Consider the following 21,068-nt stretch of genomic DNA (forward strand, 5'->3'; position numbering starts at 1 on the left):
CGAGAAAGTGCGCAGATACTAATGGTAATAATTATCATTTACAAATTAAAATTGAACTTTTTAAACATTTTTTAACACGTGAATCTAATCGATTGTAGCGTGCGGAACAGCTACATATGCTGTTAAAGAACAATTTGTTAGGTTAATTTAACTGTGTACGCTGAGAATTCTGGCTACACGCTAAAGAGTAAATGTTGTATGATTTGAGCCTAATTTTGCATAAAACGATAAATAATAATGCTCAAAACCCTCTATTTACATCAGGCCAATGTGATCCGCATTACGCGTAAATCTTTGGTCTGCGCTGCCATGTTAGGCTTAAGCTCCACCGTGTTTTTGACTGGTTGCGCGACAGGTCAAAATGACACTCTTCATGATACTACGCATAACGCTATCCATGAACCGCTCCATGCTTCTGCTGGGCAAAATGAATTCAGTAGCGATATTGTCAATGTGGTGTACTCAACGACTGATTTACATGATGCCGTTGTTCACGCGAATACCTTAGACGCTCAAACTACGCTGGTGGTATTCGATATTGACGATACCTTGTTAACGGCAACTGAATTTTTCGGTAGCGACAAATGGTACGACTGGCAGCGTGGTCGTGCGCTAAATGAAAGTGGGGCGGTGATCGCGACCAGCGACGCTGAAAAAGTAAATTGCTTGTTTGACACCCTAGGGATGGTGTTTGAGATTGCGACCAATAAACCCTCTCAGCCGAACATGGCTAATTTGGTGCACAGCGTGAACAATGACGTGGTGATTTTAACCGCTCGTTCTGGTGCATACCGCGCCGCCACAATGCGTGAGTTAGCGCGCAACGATTTAGATTTTACTGATAAGTCGTTAACGTCTCCTGATGTGGGCCTGCATTATGATGTCACCCTAAATGGCCGCACCGCAACGGTAAGCTATGTAGACGGTGTATTTATGGTTCAGGGCATGGACAAGGGCGTGTTGTTACTTGATCTACTTGAGCGTACCGGCCGCGAATATAGCTCAGTGGTTTTTGTAGATGACAAACAACACAATATCGACAACATGGCTGATGCGCTCAAATCTGCAGGAGTTAACTTTTACGGATACCACTACACGCGTATTTCTAAAACGGTTACCCCAGAAGAAGTAGCGCAAGCTAATGCGGCGCGCATCGCATTAGGTGAATTGCTCAATACGCATTTTGAAGACAGGGCAGAGCATATCAATCACCGTCAGTGTGATTATTAATTAAAGCCTGTTAAAGCAATTACAAGCACATTAAAAAACCGCTAAAGGCCTAGTCTTTAGCGGTTTTTTAATGTGCCGGGTTAGGTGCCGGGTGATGTGCCGCTATACGTGTCGGCAAACCAAAGCGCTAAGCAAGTTAACGCGCTAAATAGACGCCGCTAGTTCAGCACCTTGGCGAATAGCACGCTTGGCATCAAGCTCTGCTGCTACATCAGCACCACCAATAATATGCACAGGCACTTTAAGGGCAAGTAAACTGGCGTGTAATTCGCGCAGGGGCTCTTGCCCTGCACAAACGATGACATTATCGACGTCAAGCGTTTTAGGCTCGCCATTAATGTTAATGTGTAGCCCATTGTCATCTACTTTTACGTATTCTACTGAATTGATCATCTGCACATTGTGCTGGGCAAGAGACGCTCTGTGCACCCAACCTGATGTTTTACCTAAACCCCCACCAACTTTGCTTGATTTGCGTTGTAATAAATACACCTCGCGACCACTATGGGCAATATGTGGCTTGGTGAGACCGCCAGCTTGGGAAACGCTTTTATCAATCCCCCAGTTTGCCAACCACTTATCAATATGGGTTGCGAGATGCTCCTGCTCCACTAAATATTCCGCTACATCAAAACCGATACCACCGGCACCAATGACGGCGACTTTATTGCCGACAGCCTTGTGATCCCTAAGTACATCTATATAACTGAGCACTTTAGGGTGACTGCTACCTGGGATGGATAATTGTCGGGGTTCAATACCCGTCGCCATGACAATTTCATCGAATTTATATTCTCGTAAGGCATTGGCACTGTACTTTATGTTCAGGTGCAGGTTTACGCCGGTTTTCTCTATCATACGGGCGTAGTAACGCAGAGTTTCGTAGAATTCCTCCTTACCTGGGATCTGTTTTGCGTAGTTAAACTGCCCGCCAATTTCATTGGCTTGCTCAAATAAATGTACCTGATGCCCTCGCTCTGCGGCATAGGTAGCAAAGGCTAAGCCTGCAGGGCCCGCGCCGACTACGGCAACTTTTTTCGGTTCAGCCACCGTTTTAAAAATTAACTCAGTTTCATAGCAAGCTTGTGGGTTTACAAGGCAACTCGCACGCTTTTGGGCGAAGGCATGATCAAGGCAGGCTTGATTGCAGGCAATGCAGGTATTGATTAGCTGTGATTCGTTACGCATGGCTTTGGCGACAAATTGCGAGTCAGCCAAAAAGGGGCGTGCCATCGACACCATGTCTGCGTGACCTTGGGCCAATACTGACTCGGCTACTTCAGGGGTATTAATGCGGTTTGTGGTAATGAGAGGTAGCGCCACTTCCGCTTTCATTTTTTGCGTTATCCAGGTAAAGGCTGCTCTGGGCACAGATGTGACTATGGTAGGAACACGTGCTTCGTGCCAGCCAATGCCGGTATTAATAAGAGTCGCACCGGCTTGTTCAATAGCTTTGGCCAGATAGACTACTTCGTCCCAAGAGGCGCCGCCCTCAACCAAGTCGAGCATAGATAAACGGTAAATTAAGATGAAATCGCGACCGACTTTTTGCCGAGTTTGGTTGACAATTTCAACCGCTAGTCGGGCACGGTTTTCAAGGCTGCCGCCCCATTCGTCGTCCCTGTGGTTGGTTCGCTCACAAAAGAACTGGTTTATCAGATACCCTTCAGAGCCCATAATTTCAACGCCGTCGTAACCCGCTTCTTGAGCATAGCTGGCACAGGCGACGTAATCAGCAATGGTGCGTTGAACGCCCCGGGAAGATAACGCTTTTGGTTTAAATGGCGCTATGGGGGCTTTAGAGGCTGACGCAGACACGTTAAACGGGTGATAGCCGTAACGCCCAGAGTGCAAAATCTGCATGCATATTTTACCTCCTTCTTTGTGTACTGCATCTGTGATGACGCGATGCTTCTTGGCGTGGCGAGAACTGCTCATGCGCCCAGCAAACGGTGCGACCCAACCAGCAATGTTTGGGCTGATGCCCCCCGTTACGATTAAACCAACACCGCCTCTGGCACGCTCTGCATAAAATGCGGCGAGTTTATTAAAACCGCCTTTTTCTTCTTCTAGCCCTAAATGCATTGAGCCCATGAGAGTACGGTTTTTTAATGTGGTAAAGCCCAAATCCAGAGGGCGTAATAAGTGTGGAAATGCGGAGTCATCAGATAAGTTTGTTTGCGTGCTTTCAGCTGCCGGGGTTTGAGCTTGGGGCTCTTGGGCGTTGGCTTCTTCAATACTAGACGATTCAGGTAGGGATTTAGATGTTGTCATGGTCTTGACCTATATAATTTATGATCATTATTATTTTATTATCAGGGTAAGACGCTTAAGCGCTAGGTGCAATACACCTATTGGCTAGGCCAATACACCTATTGGCTAGGGCAATAGGTTTGTTGGGTGACACATGCCCGCACACCAAGGCGGCAATCTAAAGCATCATATCAAAGCAGCACACTAGGGCCGACACCGGCACTTGGCGCGCGCTGTGTGGTTTGAGAAGTACCATATGCTGTGTACGTTAGATACATATCACGAGCGGCGGCTAGCTGAAAAGCTAACAACATAAAAAAAGATCGGAATTACAGAGTCTCTGTTACAGGCTCAACCTCATCCTCGTGCCATGCCTGTGTGGTGAAAGCCTTATCTTAATTGACTGTCTTTACTACCTCGGCGATTGAAAGATGATGTAACACTCGCATGTTTTTCTATTTCTGTTTGACAATTGATACACAATTGAACACCTGGCAATGCGATGCGCCGCGGCTCAGGAATAGGTTCGTCGCACTCTTCACAAAATTCAGCACTCTTACCTTTAAGCATTTGGCTTTTTGCTCGCGCCACGGCTTCATCAACGCTTGCGTCAATTTGGTCTTGAACCGCACCGTCTTTCGCCCAACCTCCGGCCATGTTGCCTCCTGTTTACTAAGGTGTGCTGAGTGCTGAAAATTGCACAGCGAATGTCAACACGCCTTAATGATGAGTAATAGTAATTACTGGACTAGTTATTGCTCTAGTTACTGCACTATCGTGTACGAGTCACTACGTGGTTAAAATCAATTTAGGTATGTCAGACTACGGTTAAAGCAAGGAAAGTACCGTATTGCACATACCTGTTGATTTACCGTAGCATATGGCGTTTCGCTGAGAGACTTAGATTTGAGCCCCCGTGATAAATGCTATTTGGCTGTATCACTTACTTGAAGGAATGCATATTTTTCATAGTCGTTTTCCATTACATACTTACTGCTGTGAGATGCGTTTATGTAACGCCTCGCTGACGTCCTCAAATGTCATGATGATGCCCCGAATGTGCCTCGTTTTTAGTGTTTGGCCTAAAGTGTGACAAAGCTTTTCAATTAGGAACCTTTTAACTGAGCATGGTCTTTGTATCTACAAAATAATAAAACTGTACATTAACGCCTATGCATTTTGACCCTATTTTACCCGCCGTGGTGGGCACAACCCTGATTGGTTTGCTGCTCTGTTTATTGTTTAGGCAGTTCAAACTACCTCTTGTTCTCGCCTATATTCTAGCGGGGCTGATTGTTGGCCCTCAGTGTTTAGGTTTAATCAATGACATTGATGTGATTGAGACCATGGGCTCCTTAGGCGTGATATTGCTGTTGTTTTTTATTGGAATGGAGGTAAGCCCAGACAAATTGCGCCGCAGTTGGCGGGTGTCTATTACCAGTACTGTGTTACAGATAATATTGTGTGTGGCGTGTGTTTACCTTGTTGGTAGCCTGCTTGATTGGTCACTTCAGCGAATCGTGTTGCTCGGGTTTGTGCTGAGCTTAAGTAGCACAGCTGTGGTGCTCAAATTAATGCAAGACAATAACGAGCTACACAGTGAACAAGGCCAGCATGTTCTAGGTATATTGCTGGTGCAAGATTTAGCCGTGATCCCTATGGTGATAGTGATTGGCATAATGGATGAAACAGGTGTGCAATCGGACGTGATTGCTATGCAAGTAGGCGCAGGCATTGGGGTGTTGTTATTAGTACGCTGGTTGCTGAATCAAGAATATATTGAATTTCGCTGGTTGAATAAACTTAAAGTGAACCATGAGTTACAGGTTTTTGGGGCGCTGCTGTGTTGTTTTGGCTTGGCGTTAATATCTGGCTTGATGCACCTTTCGACGGCTTTAGGGGCGTTTGTTGGCGGCATGCTAGTGGCGAAGATGAAAGATTCACTTTGGATCAGAAGCAGTTTAGAGGCTTTTCATGTGGTGTTTATTGCGCTGTTTTTTATGTCTATTGGTATGTTGTTAAACGTGCAGTTCATTGTGCAAAACAGTACGTTATTGGCATCACTACTGTTTTTAGTATTGGTGGGTAATACCTTAATTGCCACTGTAACACTGCGCTTGCTAAAAATCAGTTGGGCAAAGAGCTTTTATGCAGCCGCGATGTTGGCGCAGGTAGGGGAATTTAGCTTTATTCTGGCAACCCTCGGCCGTGAATCAAAACTGATTAGTAGTTATGGCTATCATGTAACGGTTGCGGTGATTGCATTGAGTTTATTCGCAAGCCCTTTTTGGGTGGCATTAGCACGCAAGATTTTACCGGCACCGTCTGTTGCTATTACGAGAGCCGATAATAACTAATACCATGCCTATCGACTTCAAATATAAAACTTCGATTATAAAAAGAATGCAAAATTTTACGTGCATGTGAGTCATATGAAAGGATAAACTAATGCTGTAAGGGCTAGCTGGGAGCATTAATGCCCATCAGTACCGTGTTTGTCGTTGATAGTCTGTCATTGTTTTTTTGCATTAAACGAGTATGTGTATTTCATGAGCTATAAATTTACATCCTACCTTTTGATTGTGTTGCTTCTTGCAGTGCAGTCTTTTGGCGTAAATGGAATGGCATGTGTTGCGATGGAAATGCAGGCGAGTCAGCAAAGTAAAAATACAACGATGCGCACAAGTACAGGCACAATGTCGCATGCCAATATGCCTATGGGGGATGTGACGAAAGCGCAAGTACAAATGCAATCTGCGCAGTATGAAGCGAACACGCCCTGTGCGATGCAAATGAACGATGTTTCAAACTTACATGCAGCGAATTCACATTCGTCGATGGATAACGACGACAAAGACAGTGAAATGAACATGGAATGCTGTGATAAAGACAGCGTTGAGTCGTGCCATTGTCCCGAAGCCGCTTGTAGTGCGGCAGTAGTCATCGCCTATCAAGGGGTGATACTGAGTTTGCCCTCAGAGGATAAAATCATCAGTGTTTTATTTTCTACGCCCGATCCGTTCCAATCAAAAGCGAAACGCCCTCCCATATTCGGTTAACACAGTCTAATTGGGTTTATTTTGCCCAATTATTGTTTTAATCGAGAAAGTGAGGCGGATCATTCACCTTATTCATCACGCTTTCTCTTCGAAATGAAGCCAGTGTTGCAAGTCTGAGTGTTTACAGACTGTCCTGATGATATTCAGGTTGTTGGCGCTGTAAAATGTTTGCCGAGATACATCATGAAATTGACTATGTTATTGCCCCCTTTACGTTGCAACGTATTGAGGAAGGTCAAAAACACATTTATAACGGCAGTTTGTTTGCTGTCAGCCACTTTATTTAGCGCACCCCACAGTTGGGGAATGACGCTTATTGACGCGATTTCCCGCGCTCAGCAACAAGACCCTTGGTTATCTGGTAGCCAGCAAAAAGAACGGGCTTTGCAAGCTCGGGGCGTGGCGGGAGATACACTTGATAACCCAGAGCTTTCTTTTGGTTTACTGAACCTGCCCAGTGATGGTTTTGCCTTAGATCAAGAACCCATGACCCAGTTTAAAGTGGGGATAAAACAGACCTTTACCCGTGGTGATAGTCGCAGCATCACTCGCCAACGCTTTAACCAATTGGCCGCGGCCCAGCCACTTATGCGTGATGACAGGCGCAAGCAGATTACCCAGACCATTACCTTATTGTGGTTAGATTTATATTACGCCAAGCAAAGTATTGCACTGGCTACCCAGCAAAGTCACGTATTGCAGCAACTGATTGATATTGCCCAGCGAAACTATGCCTCGGTGTATGCGAATGGCAGCGGCCAGATTACCCAAAATGATGTGCTAAATGCACAGTTAGATAAGGCAACGTTAGGGGATCGCATTGCAGAACTAAACGTCAGCAAGCGCACTATTGAAGCAAAATTATGCCAGTGGTTAGTCAACGAGAGTTCGACAGACGAGTATGCGCAAATTGATGCCTCTCACACTTTTTCAAATACGCGCTCACAGGGTTATACAACAAATAATAACTATGAACTTGGGTTTGATGACTGTGAGTTAGGCAGTGATGCCGCGGGCTCGCTGCCAGAAATACCTTCTTTACCTGATTTTATTACCCTTGATACACAAAGCATGTCTGCACGGTCAAATACCCGTGATAAGCAAAGGCCGTTGGGGCGAAGTAATGCAATGTTAGCGTTACTCGTTGAGCACCCTCGTGTTCAAGCGCTTAAGCAAAACATCACAGCCAGTGACAGTGACGTAAAGTTGGCCAAAACCCAATACGACCCGAAGTGGGCTGTTAACGCGAGTTATGCTCATCGACAAGATGATGCGCTAAATAGTAGTCGCGCAGATTTTTGGTCATTGGGGGTGAGTGTGGATTTACCCCTGTTTTCTGACCAAAAACAAGACAGCCTTTTGTCCGCTGCCCATCATCAAAAAGAGGCTCTTAGAACAGATTATCGCTTACTTATTCGACAAATGATGGCTCAGCTTGATGTGTTATCTGCTCAGTACGTGGAATATTCAAAACGTATACGCCATTACGAACAGGTTATTTTACCAAATATTGTTGAGCAAAAAGAGGTGAGCACTGCCAATTTAAGCCACGACTATGGCAGTTTGAACGCTGCGGTAGAGGTGTCGATTACTGAACTTGATGCAAAGCTAGCGTTACTCAAACTGCGTAATGAACAACGAAAAATTCAAGCGAAAATACTCTATTTTCTGCCTCATCAAGACACGAATTTAAAACCTGCAGACGGCTCATCGCCGGCCAAGCAGCAAGCACATGAACGGTCTATTTCCCTTAAATCATCTTTATCAGCAGCATCACCAGTAATAGCATCAGGAGCACGCCCATGAAAATTCACATGCGAGTCGTTATCGCTTTAATCGTAGGCGGCGTGATAGGGGCGGGTATAAGCACTTTGCTTTTTTCATCACCTGCCATGAACGAGCATAAAAAAGTAAGCAACCAGACAGCTAAAGACAATAAGGCGAGTAACCAGCAACGGGAGCCCTTGTATTGGGTTGCTCCGATGGATCCAAATTTTCGTAAAGACAAACCTGGAAAGTCGCCAATGGGGATGGATCTTATCCCTTTTTATGGGAACCAAAGTGGGGCAGAAAACAGCATATCTGAGCAAGCGGGAGCAGTAAAAATCTCCCCGGATGTGGTGAATAACTTGGGTGTGCGCACAGCGCGAGCAAAAATGGCAACTTTAAACAATACCATTGAGACAGTGGGTTACGTCAAATACAACGAAGACACCATAATACACATGCACCCGCGAGTAGAGGGGTGGGTGGATGCGCTATACGTGAGCACTGCGGGTGAAACCGTTAGTAAAGGGCAAAAAATGTACGGTATTTACTCCCCTCAATTGGTCAGTGCTCAGGAAGAATATTTGCTAGCCAAAAAGGGGCAAAGCCGCGTGATTATTGACGCTGCTCGGCAAAGATTGTTAGCTCTGCATATGCCCAAAGAGGCTATGCAGCAATTGGATAGCGACGGCAAAGTCCTGCAAAGTGTGACCTTCTACGCCCCTCAATCTGGAGTGCTAGAGCATTTGAAAATTCGTCATGGATTTTACGTGAAGCCAGGTGACACACTACTGTCGATTGCGAGTCTTGATGAGGTGTGGGTTGAGGCTGAGGTGTTCGAGCAACAGGCTGCACTGTTAGAGGAAGGGCTTGGCGTTAACATGGATGTGGCATACCTGCCTGATAGGCAGTGGCAAGGCAAGCTAGATTACATTTACCCTTCGCTGGATAAAACCACTCGCGCGCTGCGAGTACGGTTACGTTTTGATAACCCCGAGCGATTACTTAAACCCAATATGTACTCAAATATCACGATCGAGGGTAAACACGACGCTGCCACGTTAACGGTTCCCCGAGAAGCTGTGATCCGTACCGGTAATCAAGACCGAGTGGTGCTTGCCTTAGGTGAGGGATATTTTAAGTCTGTTGCGGTCACGTTAGGCAAAATGTCTCGTGAGGCAATTGAAGTGACCAGTGGAATTGAAATGGGTGATGAAGTGGTCACCTCGGCTCAGTTTTTAATTGACTCACAAAGCAGTATTTCATCTGATTTTGTGCGAATGGATCACGACAACGGGTTTGGCAGCTCCGGCCAAGATAATGACAGTATGCAGGCTCACGCGGAAATGAGTATGAGCATGGACATGGAAAGCCCAAGCCCAGAACAAAAACATAGCCAAAACCAAAGCCTCAAAACCACGCCAGAGCAAGCACGCGTTCGCGGCACAGTAAACTCGATTAATATTGAACAACGTAGTGCCAATATTAGCCGCGGGCCTATCGAAAAATGGGGCCGAGGACCTGCTACTATGGTATTTACCTTTGCTGAGCATATTGATGAGCACATGCTTCATCAGCTTCATGCAAACAGCCAAATAGAATTCACCTTTGAAATTATTGACGGCGATTTTGTAATTGTCGCCTTGTCCATTATTGATGAGGGCGCACCATGATCCTGCATATCATTCGTTGGTCCGTTAAGAATAGACTGCTGGTGTTGCTAATAACCGCTATGGTTATTGCCCTAGGCTTGTTTAGCATTAAACAAACGCCTGTGGATGCCATTCCGGATCTGTCGGACGTACAGGTTATTGTTAAAACCAGTTACCCAGGGCAAACGCCGCAAGTGGTGGAAGATCAGGTTACCTACCCACTGACCAGTGCAATGTTATCAGTGCCTGGGGCAACTACGGTTCGTGGTTTTTCGTTTTTCGGCGATTCCTACGTTTACGTTATATTTGATGATGATACTGACCCTTATTGGGCACGCACCCGAGTGCTAGAATATTTATCTCAGGTGAGCCCGAGCTTGCCTTCACAAGCTAAACCGCAGTTGGGGCCCGATGCTACAGGAGTAGGTTGGGTGTATATCTACGCCCTGAAAGATGAAAGTGGCCAGCATGATTTAAGCGAGCTGCGCTCATTGCAAGATTGGTACTTAAAGTTTGAATTACAAACTGTACCGGGTATCTCTGAGGTGGCCGCAATCGGTGGCATGGTTAAGCAATATCAAGTAGTGGTAGACCCCAATAAGCTGCGCGCTTACAACATTCCACTTAGTTTGATTCAAACTGCTATTCAAGCAGGCAATCAAGAAGTGGGCGCTTCAGTGGTTGAAATGGCTGAAGCGGAATATTTGGTCTCCACCAATGGCTATTTGCAAAGTATCGATGATTTAGCACGTATTCCTCTTGGGTTTAACGACAATGGTGTACCTGTGTTACTGCGTGACATTGCAGATATTCATTTAGGGCCGCAGATGCGCCGTGGTATTGCTGAATTGAACGGCGAAGGGGAAGTGGTTGGTGGTATTGCTGTAATGCGTTTTGGTGATAACGCGCAAAAAACCATAGACGCTTTTAAACAAAAACTTGAAGCGTTGAAACAGGGGCTACCAGAAGGGGTAGAAGTGGTTCCGGTTTATGATCGCTCTGAACTTATTACCAGCGCGGTGGATCATTTGTGGTCAAAGTTAATTGAAGAGCTGCTGATTGTTGGTTTGGTTTGCGCCATATTTCTATTTCATGTGCGCTCATCTTTGGTGGCAATTGTCAGTTTGCCGCTAGGCATATTAGTGGCATTTATCATCATGTACTGGCAAGGCATTAACGCTAATATTATGTCCCTTGGAGGGATTGCTATCGCCATTGGGGCAATGACTGACGGTGCTATTGTCATGATAGAAAACATGCATAAGCATATGCAGGACACCGAACTGACAGACGATAACCGCTGGGAGATCGTCATAAAGTCGGCATCAGAAGTAGGGCCTGCATTGTTTTTCAGTTTGTTGATTATCACGGTCAGTTTTTTACCTGTTTTTATGCTCGAAGCGCAAGAGGGACGTATGTTTTCGCCGCTGGCGTTTACGAAAACGTATGCCATGGCTGCATCAGCTGGTTTGGCTATTAGCGTGGTGCCTGTGCTTATGGGCTATGCGATCCGCGGTAAGGTGATCAGTGAACATAAAAATCCTGTCAATAAAGGGCTTATTGCTCTTTATATGCCAGCCCTTAAAACCGTTTTGCGTTACCCAAAAAGTACAGTGCTTGTCGCATTGATGGTTACTGTTGTGGGTTTTTATCCTCTTAACGACATAGGCAGTGAGTTTATGCCACCTCTTGATGAGGGGGATTTAATGTATATGCCAACGACCTATGCGGGCATATCTGTAGGTAAGGCGCGGGAAGTGCTTCAGCAAACCGATAAGCTCATACGCAGCGTACCTGAGGTGAAAAATGTATTCGGCAAGATTGGCAGAGCAGAAACAGCGACTGATCCTGCTCCTTTGACCATGATTGAGACCTTTATTCAATTTAAACCTCAAGATGAATGGCGCCCAGGCATGACCAAAGCCGATATACGGGACGCACTGGAGCAAGTGGTAAACTTTCCTGGGGTGACAAACGCTTGGGTGATGCCGATAAAAACGCGCATTGATATGCTCGCTACGGGAATTAAAACCCCTGTGGGTATCAAAGTGGCGGGTGAAGATTTAGCGGTTATTCAAAAACTTGGGCAAGACATTGAGCGTATATTATCGCCAATGCAAGGCTCTGCTTCTGTGTATGCAGAGCGTGCGGTTGGCGGGCGCTATATTAAGTTGGATATCGACCGAGAAGCCGCTGCCCGATTTGGCTTAAGTATTAATGCCATTGGGCAAGTGGTTTCTATGGCAATCGGCGGGGTAAATGTAGGAGAGTCGGTTGAGGGGTTAGCGCGTTACCCGATTAATATTCGTTACCCTGAGGCTTACCGTGACTCGCCTGAGCAAATTAGTTTATTACCGATTGTGACCTCAAGTGGCCAGCACATTACCTTAGCAGACGTGGCTCGTGTTTATATTGATGATGGTCCGGCGGCGATCAAAAGCGAAAACGCGCGACTAAATGGTTGGATATTCATTGATATTGAAGATATCGATGTCAGCCATTATGTAGAAAACGGACAGGCGTTACTTAAAGATAAACTCGATTTACCACCAGGCTACAGCGTCACTTGGGCGGGCCAATATGAGTATATCGAGCGTGCAAAAGATAAACTGAATTATGTTATTCCGTTAACCCTTGCCATTATTGTTTTGCTTTTGTACCTGAACTTTAAGCGCTTTGCAGAAGTGGCTATCATCCTGGGGACCTTACCTTTGGCTATGATTGGCGGCGTTTGGCTGGTATATCTGGCAGACTTTAATCTATCCGTTGCTGTTGGGGTTGGCTTTATCGCCTTGGCGGGCGTCGCTGTAGAAATTGGCGTTATTATGCTGGTGTATTTAAATCAGGCCTATCAAGGGCTAACCGATAGAGCGCAAAAAGAGGGGGAGCGTATTAGCATAGAAGCGCTGCGCGAAAGTGTAATGCAAGGCGCTGGGCTTAGGGTACGCCCTGTGATGATGACGGTGGCCACGGTCATTATTGGATTGTTGCCCGTGATGTATGGCAGCGGTACAGGCTCAGAGGTCATGAGCAGAATTGCCGCCCCTATGGTAGGAGGAATGGCAAGCGCGCTAATATTGAGTTTATTGGTCGTGCCTGCTGTGTACTTTTTGTGGCGACAGCACAGCTTAAAAAGTCAGTAATGTGTAGTATTACCGTTTACAAGCACGCCTTAAGGCAGTTTTTGACTGCTTAGGGCGCGCTTTGTATTTGGCAAAGGTTTAGTGCTTCAACATTAGCGTTTCAATACGATGCGATACTTAACGTCACCCGTACGTAACCTTTCAAGTGCTTGATTAATCTGGTCAAATGAGTAGGTTTCGATGACCGGTTTAATGTCGTGCAAATTGGCAAATTCGAGCATTTTTTTGATGGTTGCCGGGCTGCCGACGGGCGAGCTTGATACGCTGCGCTGTTGTGACATCAATGAAAATACACTTATTTTTAGCGGCTGGGTTAGCGCGCCCACAAAATGCAAGCGTCCTCTGGGGGCGAGAGTGCTGATGTAAGCCTCCCAATCAAGCGATACTGCTACCGTTGAAATAATTAGGTCAAATTCGCCAGAGGCTTGTTTAATTTGGTCTTTGTCTCGGGAGTTAATCACATTGTGGGCACCTAAAGATAGCGCCTCTTCTTGTTTCGATTCGCTTGAAGTAAACGCCGTCACTTTACAGCCCCAAGCGTTTAAGAACTGTAACGCGAGATGCCCCAAGCCACCGATACCAATCACCGCAACCTTGTCTGTGGGCTTGATATCAAATTCGCTCAATGGATTGAACACCGTAATGCCGCCGCAAAATAGTGGGCCTGCCGAGGCTAAATCAATTCCATCGGGGATAGCTACCACGGCACTTTCTTGCGCTCGCACTTTATCGGCGAACCCGCCATGATGACCGACAATTGTCGGACGGGCTTTGGCGCACAAGTTGTGATCGCCTATGTCGCATTGACGGCAATGTTCGCAATAGCTAGCGTGCCACCCTAAACCAGCGACTTGACCGACTTTGAGCCCTTTTACTGCGCTGCCTACTTGGCGAATGCGGCCGACCACTTCGTGTCCGCCGACAACTGGATATTTGCTGATCCCCCATTCATTATCAATGACACTAAGATCGCTGTGGCATACACCGCAATACATCACATCAATTTCAACTTCGTCGGGTTTTAGTTCCCCTGGATCGTACTCGAATGGGGTAAGCTCACCTTTTGGTTCATGTGCAGCGTAGGCCTTTATCATGGTTGCTCCGGAATTGATTATCGTTTGTACATCTTCGTTTTGTACATTTTTGTTTGGTACAGTGTGCTTCAGTGCACCAAGATAACAATCAAAATCTGTATCACAACCATTGATAAACACCCACCAAAACTACTTATAATTGCACTAGGCTAAGGGCACCTTTAGTACCTTTATCAGCTGTAGCGCTTTATCATTACGCAGCTTGATATTGTGCCTGTTTAACGTATAGGTCTACTTGATAAAGATACTGGCTAATTTCAGTGTCTTTTAACCAAGCTACGTTGAAGGCGTTTTTTACCATAGTGACGATATCCTGTGCGCTAAAGTGTCCTTCTTTTTGCAGTGCTAAAAAGTTGTCATTTAAGTAGGCTCGAAAATATGCAGGGTCGTCTGAGTTAATGGTGACCAGTAAATCGTGCTCAAGCATCTGACGAATTTCGTTTGAGGTTAATGATTGCACCACAAAACGGTTCGATACTGGACAAACCGTTAAACCCAGTTGTTTTTGTTTGATAGAAGCCAGTAAAGCTGGGTCTTGTAGGGCATTTACCCCGTGGTCAATGCGATCTACTTGAATATCATCTAAGCACTGCTTGATATGGGTCAGGGTATTTTGCTGGTTAACGTCACAGTGCATCGTTAGTTTTAAGTCTAATGCGCGAGCGTATTCAAATACCGCGGCAAATTTCGCTGGTGGGTTGTCTTGTTCGTTAGAATCTAGCCCTACACCGACTAACCAAGGCAAATAGGGCATGGCGAGTTTGAGGTGTTCCATCGCTGACTCTGCACTGAGCTCACGCAAAAAACACATGATGAGCTGGCTACGTATCCCGAGTTTTTGTTCTGCGTCGAGTTGTGCCTTATGAATACCGGTAATGATGGTTTCAAAGCTAACCCCACGGCATGTATGCGCTTGAGGATCGAAGAAAAGCTCGACGTATACGATATTTTCGCTAGCTGCTTTGGCTAAATAATCCCAAGTGAGTTGATAAAAATCTTCTTCTTGTTGCAGTACATTCATGCCTGCGTAATATATTTTTAAGAAAGAGGGTAAGTCATGAAAGTCATAGGCTGCAACAAGTTGTTCTGGGGTGTCGTACTCTAATGGGATATTGTTCTTAGTGGCTAAAGCGAAACTTAACTCAGGTTCAAGGGTGCCTTCAAGGTGAACGTGCAGCTCAGCTTTGGGCATATTGCAAATAAACTGCTGCATATCTAATGGTTGAGGTTGCATTGGACTGATCCTTTTTATGATGCTGAGTAAATAGCAAATTAATTATGTGCTAACGTTTACAGCAAAGTTCATGCCCGAGAAATATTCTGCTATAGGCTTAATTAATAAGACTTTTATAAATTGTAGAGGTAATACAGAAGTGATAACTGCACCAGTTTTGCCCTGAACTGAGGTAAATGTACAAAACTGGTGCAAAATGCAAAGCGCGCTTTATAGCGCGGATGGTTCAAGATGGAACTCCCTCAATCTAGTACCAATACGCCACTATGATTTGACGCTAGGTAACCATTTTTGCAGCTTGGGTTGATCATTGACAGTTAAATACACTGTGTCTGTTTTGGCCGCTTCTACTGACATGAGCAATTGTTTTAAGCGCTGATGGCGCAATACATCGAGTGTTACCTGTGTACTAGGTGAAAATTGCTGGTAGATACTCAATAGATTGCCAGCGGTGACTTGCCAGCTATCTAAGGCGATTAACTGATCGCCGACTTGCAGACCGGCGTCATACGCTGGGCTATTTTCAGTAACTTGGGTAATGATCACGCCAGTATCTGCGGCTTTAAACGCTGCGCCAAATTGATTTTTTGCTACACGCGGAGCCGGTTTTCCGCCTAGGTCACTGCCATCGATGCGTGGGCGCTTGTGCAAGGTGACGCCAAACTCATTTAATAAGGCCGCAACGGGCAATTCCTTGGTGGAATACAAAGCATCTTGTAAAAATGAGGCTAAGGGCAGCGCCATATCCTCAAGTACGATGCGATGAATAATATCGTCTGGGGTACCTTGGTCTATTTTGCCGTGTTGCTGCCAGAGATAGCGCATAACGTCATCTAAACTTTTTGTATGGTGAGTGTTCATGCGTATGTGTAAATCCAGACACAAAGCAATCACAGCCCCCTTGACGTAGTAACTAACAATATTGTTGATCGCGCTGGCGTCTTGTTGGTAAAACTTGGTCCATGCATCAAAACTCGAATCAGTCACTGTTTGTTTGAAGCGACCCGCGTTTCGCTCTAATCGAGTAAGCGTTTGGCCCAATACCTCTAAATAGCTGTCATGACCTGTGACATGGCTGCGCGTTAAGCTGATGTCATCGTAATAACTCGTGAAGCCTTCGTAGATCCACAGTTGGGGAGTATAGGTTTCTTGGCTCAGTTCGCTGGCTTGCAATACTGCCGGTCTGGTGCGCTTCACATGCCATGTATGTAAAAACTCATGGCTACATAGGCTCAAAAATGTGCGATAGCCATCAGGCATATGGTCAGCTTGCGCCAGACTGGGTAAATCATCGCGGCTGTACAATAACGCGGTGGACGATACGTGCTCTAGGCCGCCGAAATCTTTGCCGGTAAGCATGGTGATAAATAAATAACGATCCACGGGGGGCGTGTCATCAAACAGAGCAAAGTGATGAGCACATAGTTTGCGTAAATCTTCAGCCATGCGCTTGGTATCGCTGCGATGCCCACCCGCTAAAATCAATTCAAATTGGCAGGTATGCTGCGGCGTTGCTGCGCCTAATTCCTTGATAGGGGTAACCACATCAAAGGGAATAACGTCATAATTGCCGAGTAAAATGGGGTGGTCTATTAACTCGTTGTAATTTTTTGCCTGATATTCACCGAACTCATGGTGCTCTGTGGTGTTCGCTAGGGGCAGGGTGGTGGCAACACGCCAATTATCACACGGTGCGAGCTGCGGCTTAACCAATGTGACTAAACAAGGAGTATCTCGATGGCTTTTCAGTGCAAGGAATACACTGGTTCCATTGAAAAAAGCAAAGTCATCGAAGACATAAGCACTGCGCACCGATAAATCGTAGGCATAAACACGATAACACACTTCGATTGGCCCGCTATTGGCGGCAAGCTTCCAGGTTTGCTTATCAAGTTTGCGTAGTTCAACTGCATTGCCGTCTTTGTCTTTCGCGCTTATTTCTACTAGGTTTTTTGCAAAGTCACGGATCATGTAACTGCCCGGTATCCAAGCCGGTAAGCTCAGTTCGTGGCCCTCGTTTGAGGCGAGGTTAATGTGCAAGCTAACGTCAATTAAATGACCAGCTAGAGATGAGACGTTAACAGTGTAGTGGATATCAAAAGAGTCTTGTGGCATGAACTAAAACCTTTAAAAACAGAGAGATGAATTGCATACATTCCAGTCGTTTTACGACGACTTGAGGATAAATCTTAACGAAATTACTTTATATTCTGGCCAATTTTACGTTAAATGAAGTAAGTACACCTAATTTTGTTTTCTTCATATACAGGATGCTGACTCTTGCCAAATAACAGCGGCTTATCAAGGGATGAATTGTTTAAATTGCGATCGATGCGTTCGGGGATGATCGTAGACCTACAAATTCATTCACCAACCTTAAAGAGACGGGTTAAAACCGAATTTGTTGGAATGGATGGAAATCGTAGTTTGATTTTTCGTTTTCCCGATGAAAATAAATGGGCTGGTTTAGGTGGTGCCATTTATATGAACAATACCATGATAGTACGCTGTATATTGGAAGACGAAACCGGCGAAATCGTGGCATTTAAAGTCAAAATCATCATAGTGATCACTAAACCGTCAAAGCTGATTTTTACCTCATTGCCGGAAAGTTTACAAAGCCATGGTTTGCGAACAGAACAACGCGCCCAAACGCGCATTGCCGCTTTGTTGATTGACAGCCAAGAGCGCAGCCACATAGTGCCCTGCTTAGTGCGTGATATTTCTAATCAAGGTTGCATGATCAGCATTGGCCGAGATGCCAAAGGTGTAAAACCGGCTGTTGATCAAGAGCTTGAGTTGCTTATCCCTAACTCTGAAGGGGATGACATTAGTTTGTCGGGGCATGTACGTAATAAAAAAGAGGACGATAGTCGTCACTATTTTGGCATTAAATTTTGTGACGATGAAAATGATGTGGCTAAGCTGCTGTCTCAGTTACTGATCAATATTGATTAAGCTAAAGGACAATAGACTGGTTTCGTGGTTTTAGGTATTCTCGATGCTATTATGTTAACTAGATGTAAAATAAGAGCGAGATAATAAATGCGCCAAATAGAAATACTGCTAAATGAGTACGGACATAGCCATACTAATAAATTCAATATCTTGATCCATGCGGTGGCGGTGCCTGCCATTTATTTTGTGACCCTAGGGTTAGTGTGGTCTATTCCTCGTCCAGAGGTGTTAGTACATTTTGATGTCACTTGGGCGCATATCGCAGTGATTCCAATGTTGATTTACTATTTTCGTTTGTCAGGGCCAATCGGCGCTGCGATGACGTTGCTTAGTGTGGTGTCTTTGTATGGCATTATGCTCATCGAGCGTTCTGTGTATGACGTTTGGATGGTGTGCTTAGTGTTGTTTGTGGTGATGTGGATCCTGCAATTTGTTGGTCACAAAGTAGAAGGTAAAAGCCCGTCATTTCTAAAAGACGTGCAGTTTTTGCTCGTTGGGCCTGCATGGTGGTGGGTACATTGGCTTAAACGCATGAACATTCCGTATTAATTGCTTCCCCCGTTTCTCGCTGTGGTTAAGCGTAATATGCGATAAACGGGGAAGGGCGCACGCCCAAGCGACAACATTAGGTTCACCTTTCCCGTATAATGCTTATTTCATTGAATTTTAATGGTATTTCGAAAATGAAGTGGCAGGCTTTATTTGAAACTCGCGAACGTTTGTTTTGGACGTTACACACCCTTGGTTGGGGCGGTTTCGCAGTAATTTACTACATAGGCTCTTTTTTACATGATATGCGCAGCGTTTGGCTGTTCGTGATCATCTTGAATGCTTATGCGGGTTGGCTGTTAACCATACCATTACGCTACATTTTCGCTCGGGCGATGAAACTCAGTCCACTGAAAATGCTAATGGTGGTGTTAGCCAGTGTGTATATCGTTGCATTAATGTGGGCGTTGGTGAAAAACGTTAATTACTGGGAGATATATAAAAAGGGCTATCGCCCAGAAGAATGGTATATGTATTTCACCAACACGGTTAACTCACTGATCATGATCGGTTGTTGGACAGGCCTATATTTTGGTATTAAGAACTACCAAATGTTACTGAAAGAGAAACAAAACAGTCTTCGTGCCTCTACCATGGCACACCAAGCGCACATTAAAATGTTGCGCTATCAGCTCAATCCACACTTTTTGTTTAATACCTTGAACGCTATCTCTACGCTTATATTGATGAAAGAAAATAAGACGGCAGAGTCAATGGTTAGTCGTTTAAGTGACTTTTTGCGTTATTCGCTGGATAAAGATCCGATTAAAAAAGTCCCCCTTCGACAAGAAATAGAAGCGTTAACCCTCTATTTGGCTATAGAGAAAGTACGTTTCGAAGATCGCCTTACCGTTATATGGGATGTACAACCAACTGCGAATGAGGCATTAGTACCGAGTTTGATTCTGCAGCCGCTTATTGAGAATTCCATTAAATATGCTATTTCGAAGCTCGAGGAAGGCGGATGCATTGCTATTTCAGCTAAAGTGTTCGGGCGAGATTTAATGCTTGAAGTTACTGATAATGGCCCTGGAGCTGATATTAAAGATGGCCAAATGTATCGCGAAAATGGCGTAGGCTTACAAAATATTCAAGAGCGGTTAGGGTCGTTATACAAAGATGATTTTTCATTTAGTATTTCAAACAGTCAGCCTTCTGGTATAAAAGTGTGTATTCGTATTCCATTTGAGACATAAGAAGTCGTGCATGAAAATTAACACCGTAATAATTGATGACGAGCCGTTAGCGAGAAAAGGCCTCGCGATGCGCTTAGCGGATTTTGCAGAAATCAACCTTGTTGCTCAGTGTAAAAATGGGCTAGAAGCGGTCGCGCTTATTCCTCAGTTACGCCCAGATTTAATATTTTTGGACATTCAAATGCCAGGCTTGAATGGTTTTCAGGTCATTAATAAATTGCGAGAGCTAAATCAACCTGTACCGATGGTTATTTTTGTTACCGCTTACGATACCTATGCCATAAAGGCATTTGATGCTCACGCATTAGATTATGTACTAAAGCCGGTAGACGATGAACGCTTGCGTGTTGCTGTTGATAAAGTCATTAATCATGTGTCTTTACACAGCGAGTCTGATCACAAACAAACCTTAGCTAAGATTGTTGCTGATTTTACAGGTGACGACTGTGAAGACATATTGCGCCGCTTAGCCAGTGGTGAAGTATTAAATACGACTCAATACGGTGATGTATTAGCTATCAAAGATGGCACGGAAGTAACACGCGTCTCATTGGCTGATGTGCAGTGGATTGATGCCGCAGGCGATTACATGTGTGTACACGCGCTAGAACAAACCCACATTATGCGCCGCACCATGAAAGAGCTAGAAGAAGAACTCGACCCTCGTGTCTTTGTCAGAGTGCATCGCTCAGCAATAGTGAATATCAAGTATGTGCAAAAATTAGTCAGTCATGTAAGTGGCGAGTACCATCTTATTTTATCTAATGGGACCGAGTTAAAGGTGAGTCGCAGCCATAGAGATAATGTTAAGAGTATGATTAATAGTTAATATTTGGTAACAAACTGACTGACAGGTAAGGAAAAAGTATAACGACTTTGGCGACGTTAGTGTTTATATTCAATGATAGGTAATGGGATTAGGTAGATATCTAT

General features: G+C 45.0%; 15 protein-coding genes. 10 read left to right on the plus strand and 5 right to left on the minus strand.

What is annotated here, in order from left to right:
* Positions 1 to 237 precede the first annotated feature (237 nt).
* Positions 238 to 1,230: a DUF2608 domain-containing protein gene (locus tag GCHA_RS10495; RefSeq protein ID WP_007987933.1), complete on the plus strand. Its 993-nt coding sequence runs from the start codon at positions 238 to 240 to the stop codon at positions 1,228 to 1,230.
* Between the two features lie 144 nt (positions 1,231 to 1,374).
* Here GCHA_RS10495 and GCHA_RS10500 read toward each other — a convergent pair whose 3' ends face one another.
* Positions 1,375 to 3,504, minus strand: coding sequence for an NADPH-dependent 2,4-dienoyl-CoA reductase (locus GCHA_RS10500; protein ID WP_007987934.1), 2,130 nt, complete (start codon positions 3,502 to 3,504; stop codon positions 1,375 to 1,377).
* Positions 3,505 to 3,873: 369 nt separating this feature from the next.
* A complete protein-coding gene (locus GCHA_RS10505) occupies positions 3,874 to 4,140 on the minus strand; it encodes a DksA/TraR family C4-type zinc finger protein (RefSeq protein ID WP_007987937.1) in 267 nt (88 codons plus the stop codon).
* 515 nt (positions 4,141 to 4,655) lie between these two features.
* Here GCHA_RS10505 and GCHA_RS10510 point away from each other — a divergent pair.
* The 5 genes from GCHA_RS10510 to GCHA_RS10530 all read left to right on the plus strand — a co-directional run bounded on the left by GCHA_RS10510 (position 4,656) and on the right by GCHA_RS10530 (position 13,104).
* Entirely contained in the window at positions 4,656 to 5,840 is a 1,185-nt protein-coding gene (locus GCHA_RS10510; RefSeq protein WP_007987939.1) for a cation:proton antiporter, read from the plus strand.
* Positions 5,841 to 6,032: 192 nt separating this feature from the next.
* On the plus strand, positions 6,033 to 6,542 hold the full coding sequence (locus GCHA_RS10515; RefSeq protein WP_039992329.1) for a hypothetical protein: 510 nt from the start codon (positions 6,033 to 6,035) through the stop codon (positions 6,540 to 6,542).
* 306 nt (positions 6,543 to 6,848) lie between these two features.
* Positions 6,849 to 8,348: a TolC family protein gene (locus tag GCHA_RS10520; RefSeq protein ID WP_007987945.1), complete on the plus strand. Its 1,500-nt coding sequence runs from the start codon at positions 6,849 to 6,851 to the stop codon at positions 8,346 to 8,348.
* A complete protein-coding gene (locus tag GCHA_RS10525) occupies positions 8,345 to 9,982 on the plus strand; it encodes an efflux RND transporter periplasmic adaptor subunit (protein ID WP_007987947.1) in 1,638 nt (545 codons plus the stop codon). The genes GCHA_RS10520 and GCHA_RS10525 overlap by 4 nt, the downstream gene beginning before the upstream one ends.
* Positions 9,979 to 13,104 carry an efflux RND transporter permease subunit gene (locus tag GCHA_RS10530; RefSeq protein WP_007987949.1) on the plus strand — a complete coding sequence of 1,042 codons (3,126 nt, stop codon included), beginning with the start codon at positions 9,979 to 9,981 and terminating at the stop codon, positions 13,102 to 13,104. Before GCHA_RS10525 ends, GCHA_RS10530 begins: the two co-directional genes overlap by 4 nt.
* Before the next feature lie 92 nt (positions 13,105 to 13,196).
* Here GCHA_RS10530 and ahr read toward each other — a convergent pair whose 3' ends face one another.
* The 3 genes from ahr to GCHA_RS10545 all read right to left on the minus strand — a co-directional run bounded on the left by ahr (position 13,197) and on the right by GCHA_RS10545 (position 17,547).
* A complete protein-coding gene (ahr, locus tag GCHA_RS10535) occupies positions 13,197 to 14,198 on the minus strand; it encodes an NADPH-dependent aldehyde reductase Ahr (RefSeq protein WP_039992347.1) in 1,002 nt (333 codons plus the stop codon).
* 193 nt (positions 14,199 to 14,391) lie between these two features.
* The gene (add, locus tag GCHA_RS10540) at positions 14,392 to 15,432 is read right to left on the minus strand and encodes an adenosine deaminase (protein WP_007987953.1); all 1,041 of its coding nucleotides are present in this window, start codon (positions 15,430 to 15,432) and stop codon (positions 14,392 to 14,394) included.
* Between the two features lie 264 nt (positions 15,433 to 15,696).
* On the minus strand, positions 15,697 to 17,547 hold the full coding sequence (locus tag GCHA_RS10545) for a M61 family metallopeptidase (RefSeq protein ID WP_007987955.1): 1,851 nt from the start codon (positions 17,545 to 17,547) through the stop codon (positions 15,697 to 15,699).
* A gap of 228 nt (positions 17,548 to 17,775) precedes the next feature.
* On the opposite strand from GCHA_RS10545, the gene GCHA_RS10550 reads away from it, so the two are divergent.
* The 4 genes from GCHA_RS10550 to GCHA_RS10565 all read left to right on the plus strand — a co-directional run bounded on the left by GCHA_RS10550 (position 17,776) and on the right by GCHA_RS10565 (position 20,964).
* On the plus strand, positions 17,776 to 18,390 hold the full coding sequence (locus GCHA_RS10550) for a PilZ domain-containing protein (RefSeq protein ID WP_007987956.1): 615 nt from the start codon (positions 17,776 to 17,778) through the stop codon (positions 18,388 to 18,390).
* A gap of 87 nt (positions 18,391 to 18,477) precedes the next feature.
* Positions 18,478 to 18,939, plus strand: a complete 462-nt coding sequence (locus GCHA_RS10555; RefSeq protein ID WP_007987957.1) for an Mpo1 family 2-hydroxy fatty acid dioxygenase — start codon at positions 18,478 to 18,480, stop codon at positions 18,937 to 18,939.
* Positions 18,940 to 19,073: 134 nt separating this feature from the next.
* A complete protein-coding gene (locus GCHA_RS10560; protein ID WP_013753667.1) occupies positions 19,074 to 20,135 on the plus strand; it encodes a sensor histidine kinase in 1,062 nt (353 codons plus the stop codon).
* A gap of 10 nt (positions 20,136 to 20,145) precedes the next feature.
* The gene (locus GCHA_RS10565) at positions 20,146 to 20,964 is read left to right on the plus strand and encodes a LytR/AlgR family response regulator transcription factor (protein ID WP_007987959.1); all 819 of its coding nucleotides are present in this window, start codon (positions 20,146 to 20,148) and stop codon (positions 20,962 to 20,964) included.
* Positions 20,965 to 21,068: the final 104 nt, after the last annotated feature.

Origin of the sequence: Paraglaciecola chathamensis S18K6, assembly GCA_000314955.1 — a bacterium.
GTDB classification, from domain to species: Bacteria; Pseudomonadota; Gammaproteobacteria; order Enterobacterales; family Alteromonadaceae; genus Paraglaciecola; species Paraglaciecola chathamensis.

Coding starts and splice junctions, on each gene's coding strand:
- GCHA_RS10545 (WP_007987955.1), bottom strand. CDS start 17,547: ATGCCACAAGACTCTTTTGATATCCACTACACTGTTAACGTCTCATCT.
- GCHA_RS10560 (WP_013753667.1), top strand. CDS start 19,074: ATGAAGTGGCAGGCTTTATTTGAAACTCGCGAACGTTTGTTTTGGACG.
- ahr (WP_039992347.1), bottom strand. CDS start 14,198: ATGATAAAGGCCTACGCTGCACATGAACCAAAAGGTGAGCTTACCCCA.
- GCHA_RS10495 (WP_007987933.1), top strand. CDS start 238: ATGCTCAAAACCCTCTATTTACATCAGGCCAATGTGATCCGCATTACG.
- GCHA_RS10565 (WP_007987959.1), top strand. CDS start 20,146: ATGAAAATTAACACCGTAATAATTGATGACGAGCCGTTAGCGAGAAAA.
- GCHA_RS10525 (WP_007987947.1), top strand. CDS start 8,345: ATGAAAATTCACATGCGAGTCGTTATCGCTTTAATCGTAGGCGGCGTG.
- GCHA_RS10500 (WP_007987934.1), bottom strand. CDS start 3,504: ATGACAACATCTAAATCCCTACCTGAATCGTCTAGTATTGAAGAAGCC.
- GCHA_RS10510 (WP_007987939.1), top strand. CDS start 4,656: ATGCATTTTGACCCTATTTTACCCGCCGTGGTGGGCACAACCCTGATT.
- GCHA_RS10550 (WP_007987956.1), top strand. CDS start 17,776: ATGATCGTAGACCTACAAATTCATTCACCAACCTTAAAGAGACGGGTT.
- add (WP_007987953.1), bottom strand. CDS start 15,432: ATGCAACCTCAACCATTAGATATGCAGCAGTTTATTTGCAATATGCCC.
- GCHA_RS10520 (WP_007987945.1), top strand. CDS start 6,849: ATGACGCTTATTGACGCGATTTCCCGCGCTCAGCAACAAGACCCTTGG.
- GCHA_RS10530 (WP_007987949.1), top strand. CDS start 9,979: ATGATCCTGCATATCATTCGTTGGTCCGTTAAGAATAGACTGCTGGTG.
- GCHA_RS10555 (WP_007987957.1), top strand. CDS start 18,478: ATGCGCCAAATAGAAATACTGCTAAATGAGTACGGACATAGCCATACT.
- GCHA_RS10515 (WP_039992329.1), top strand. CDS start 6,033: ATGAGCTATAAATTTACATCCTACCTTTTGATTGTGTTGCTTCTTGCA.
- GCHA_RS10505 (WP_007987937.1), bottom strand. CDS start 4,140: ATGGCCGGAGGTTGGGCGAAAGACGGTGCGGTTCAAGACCAAATTGAC.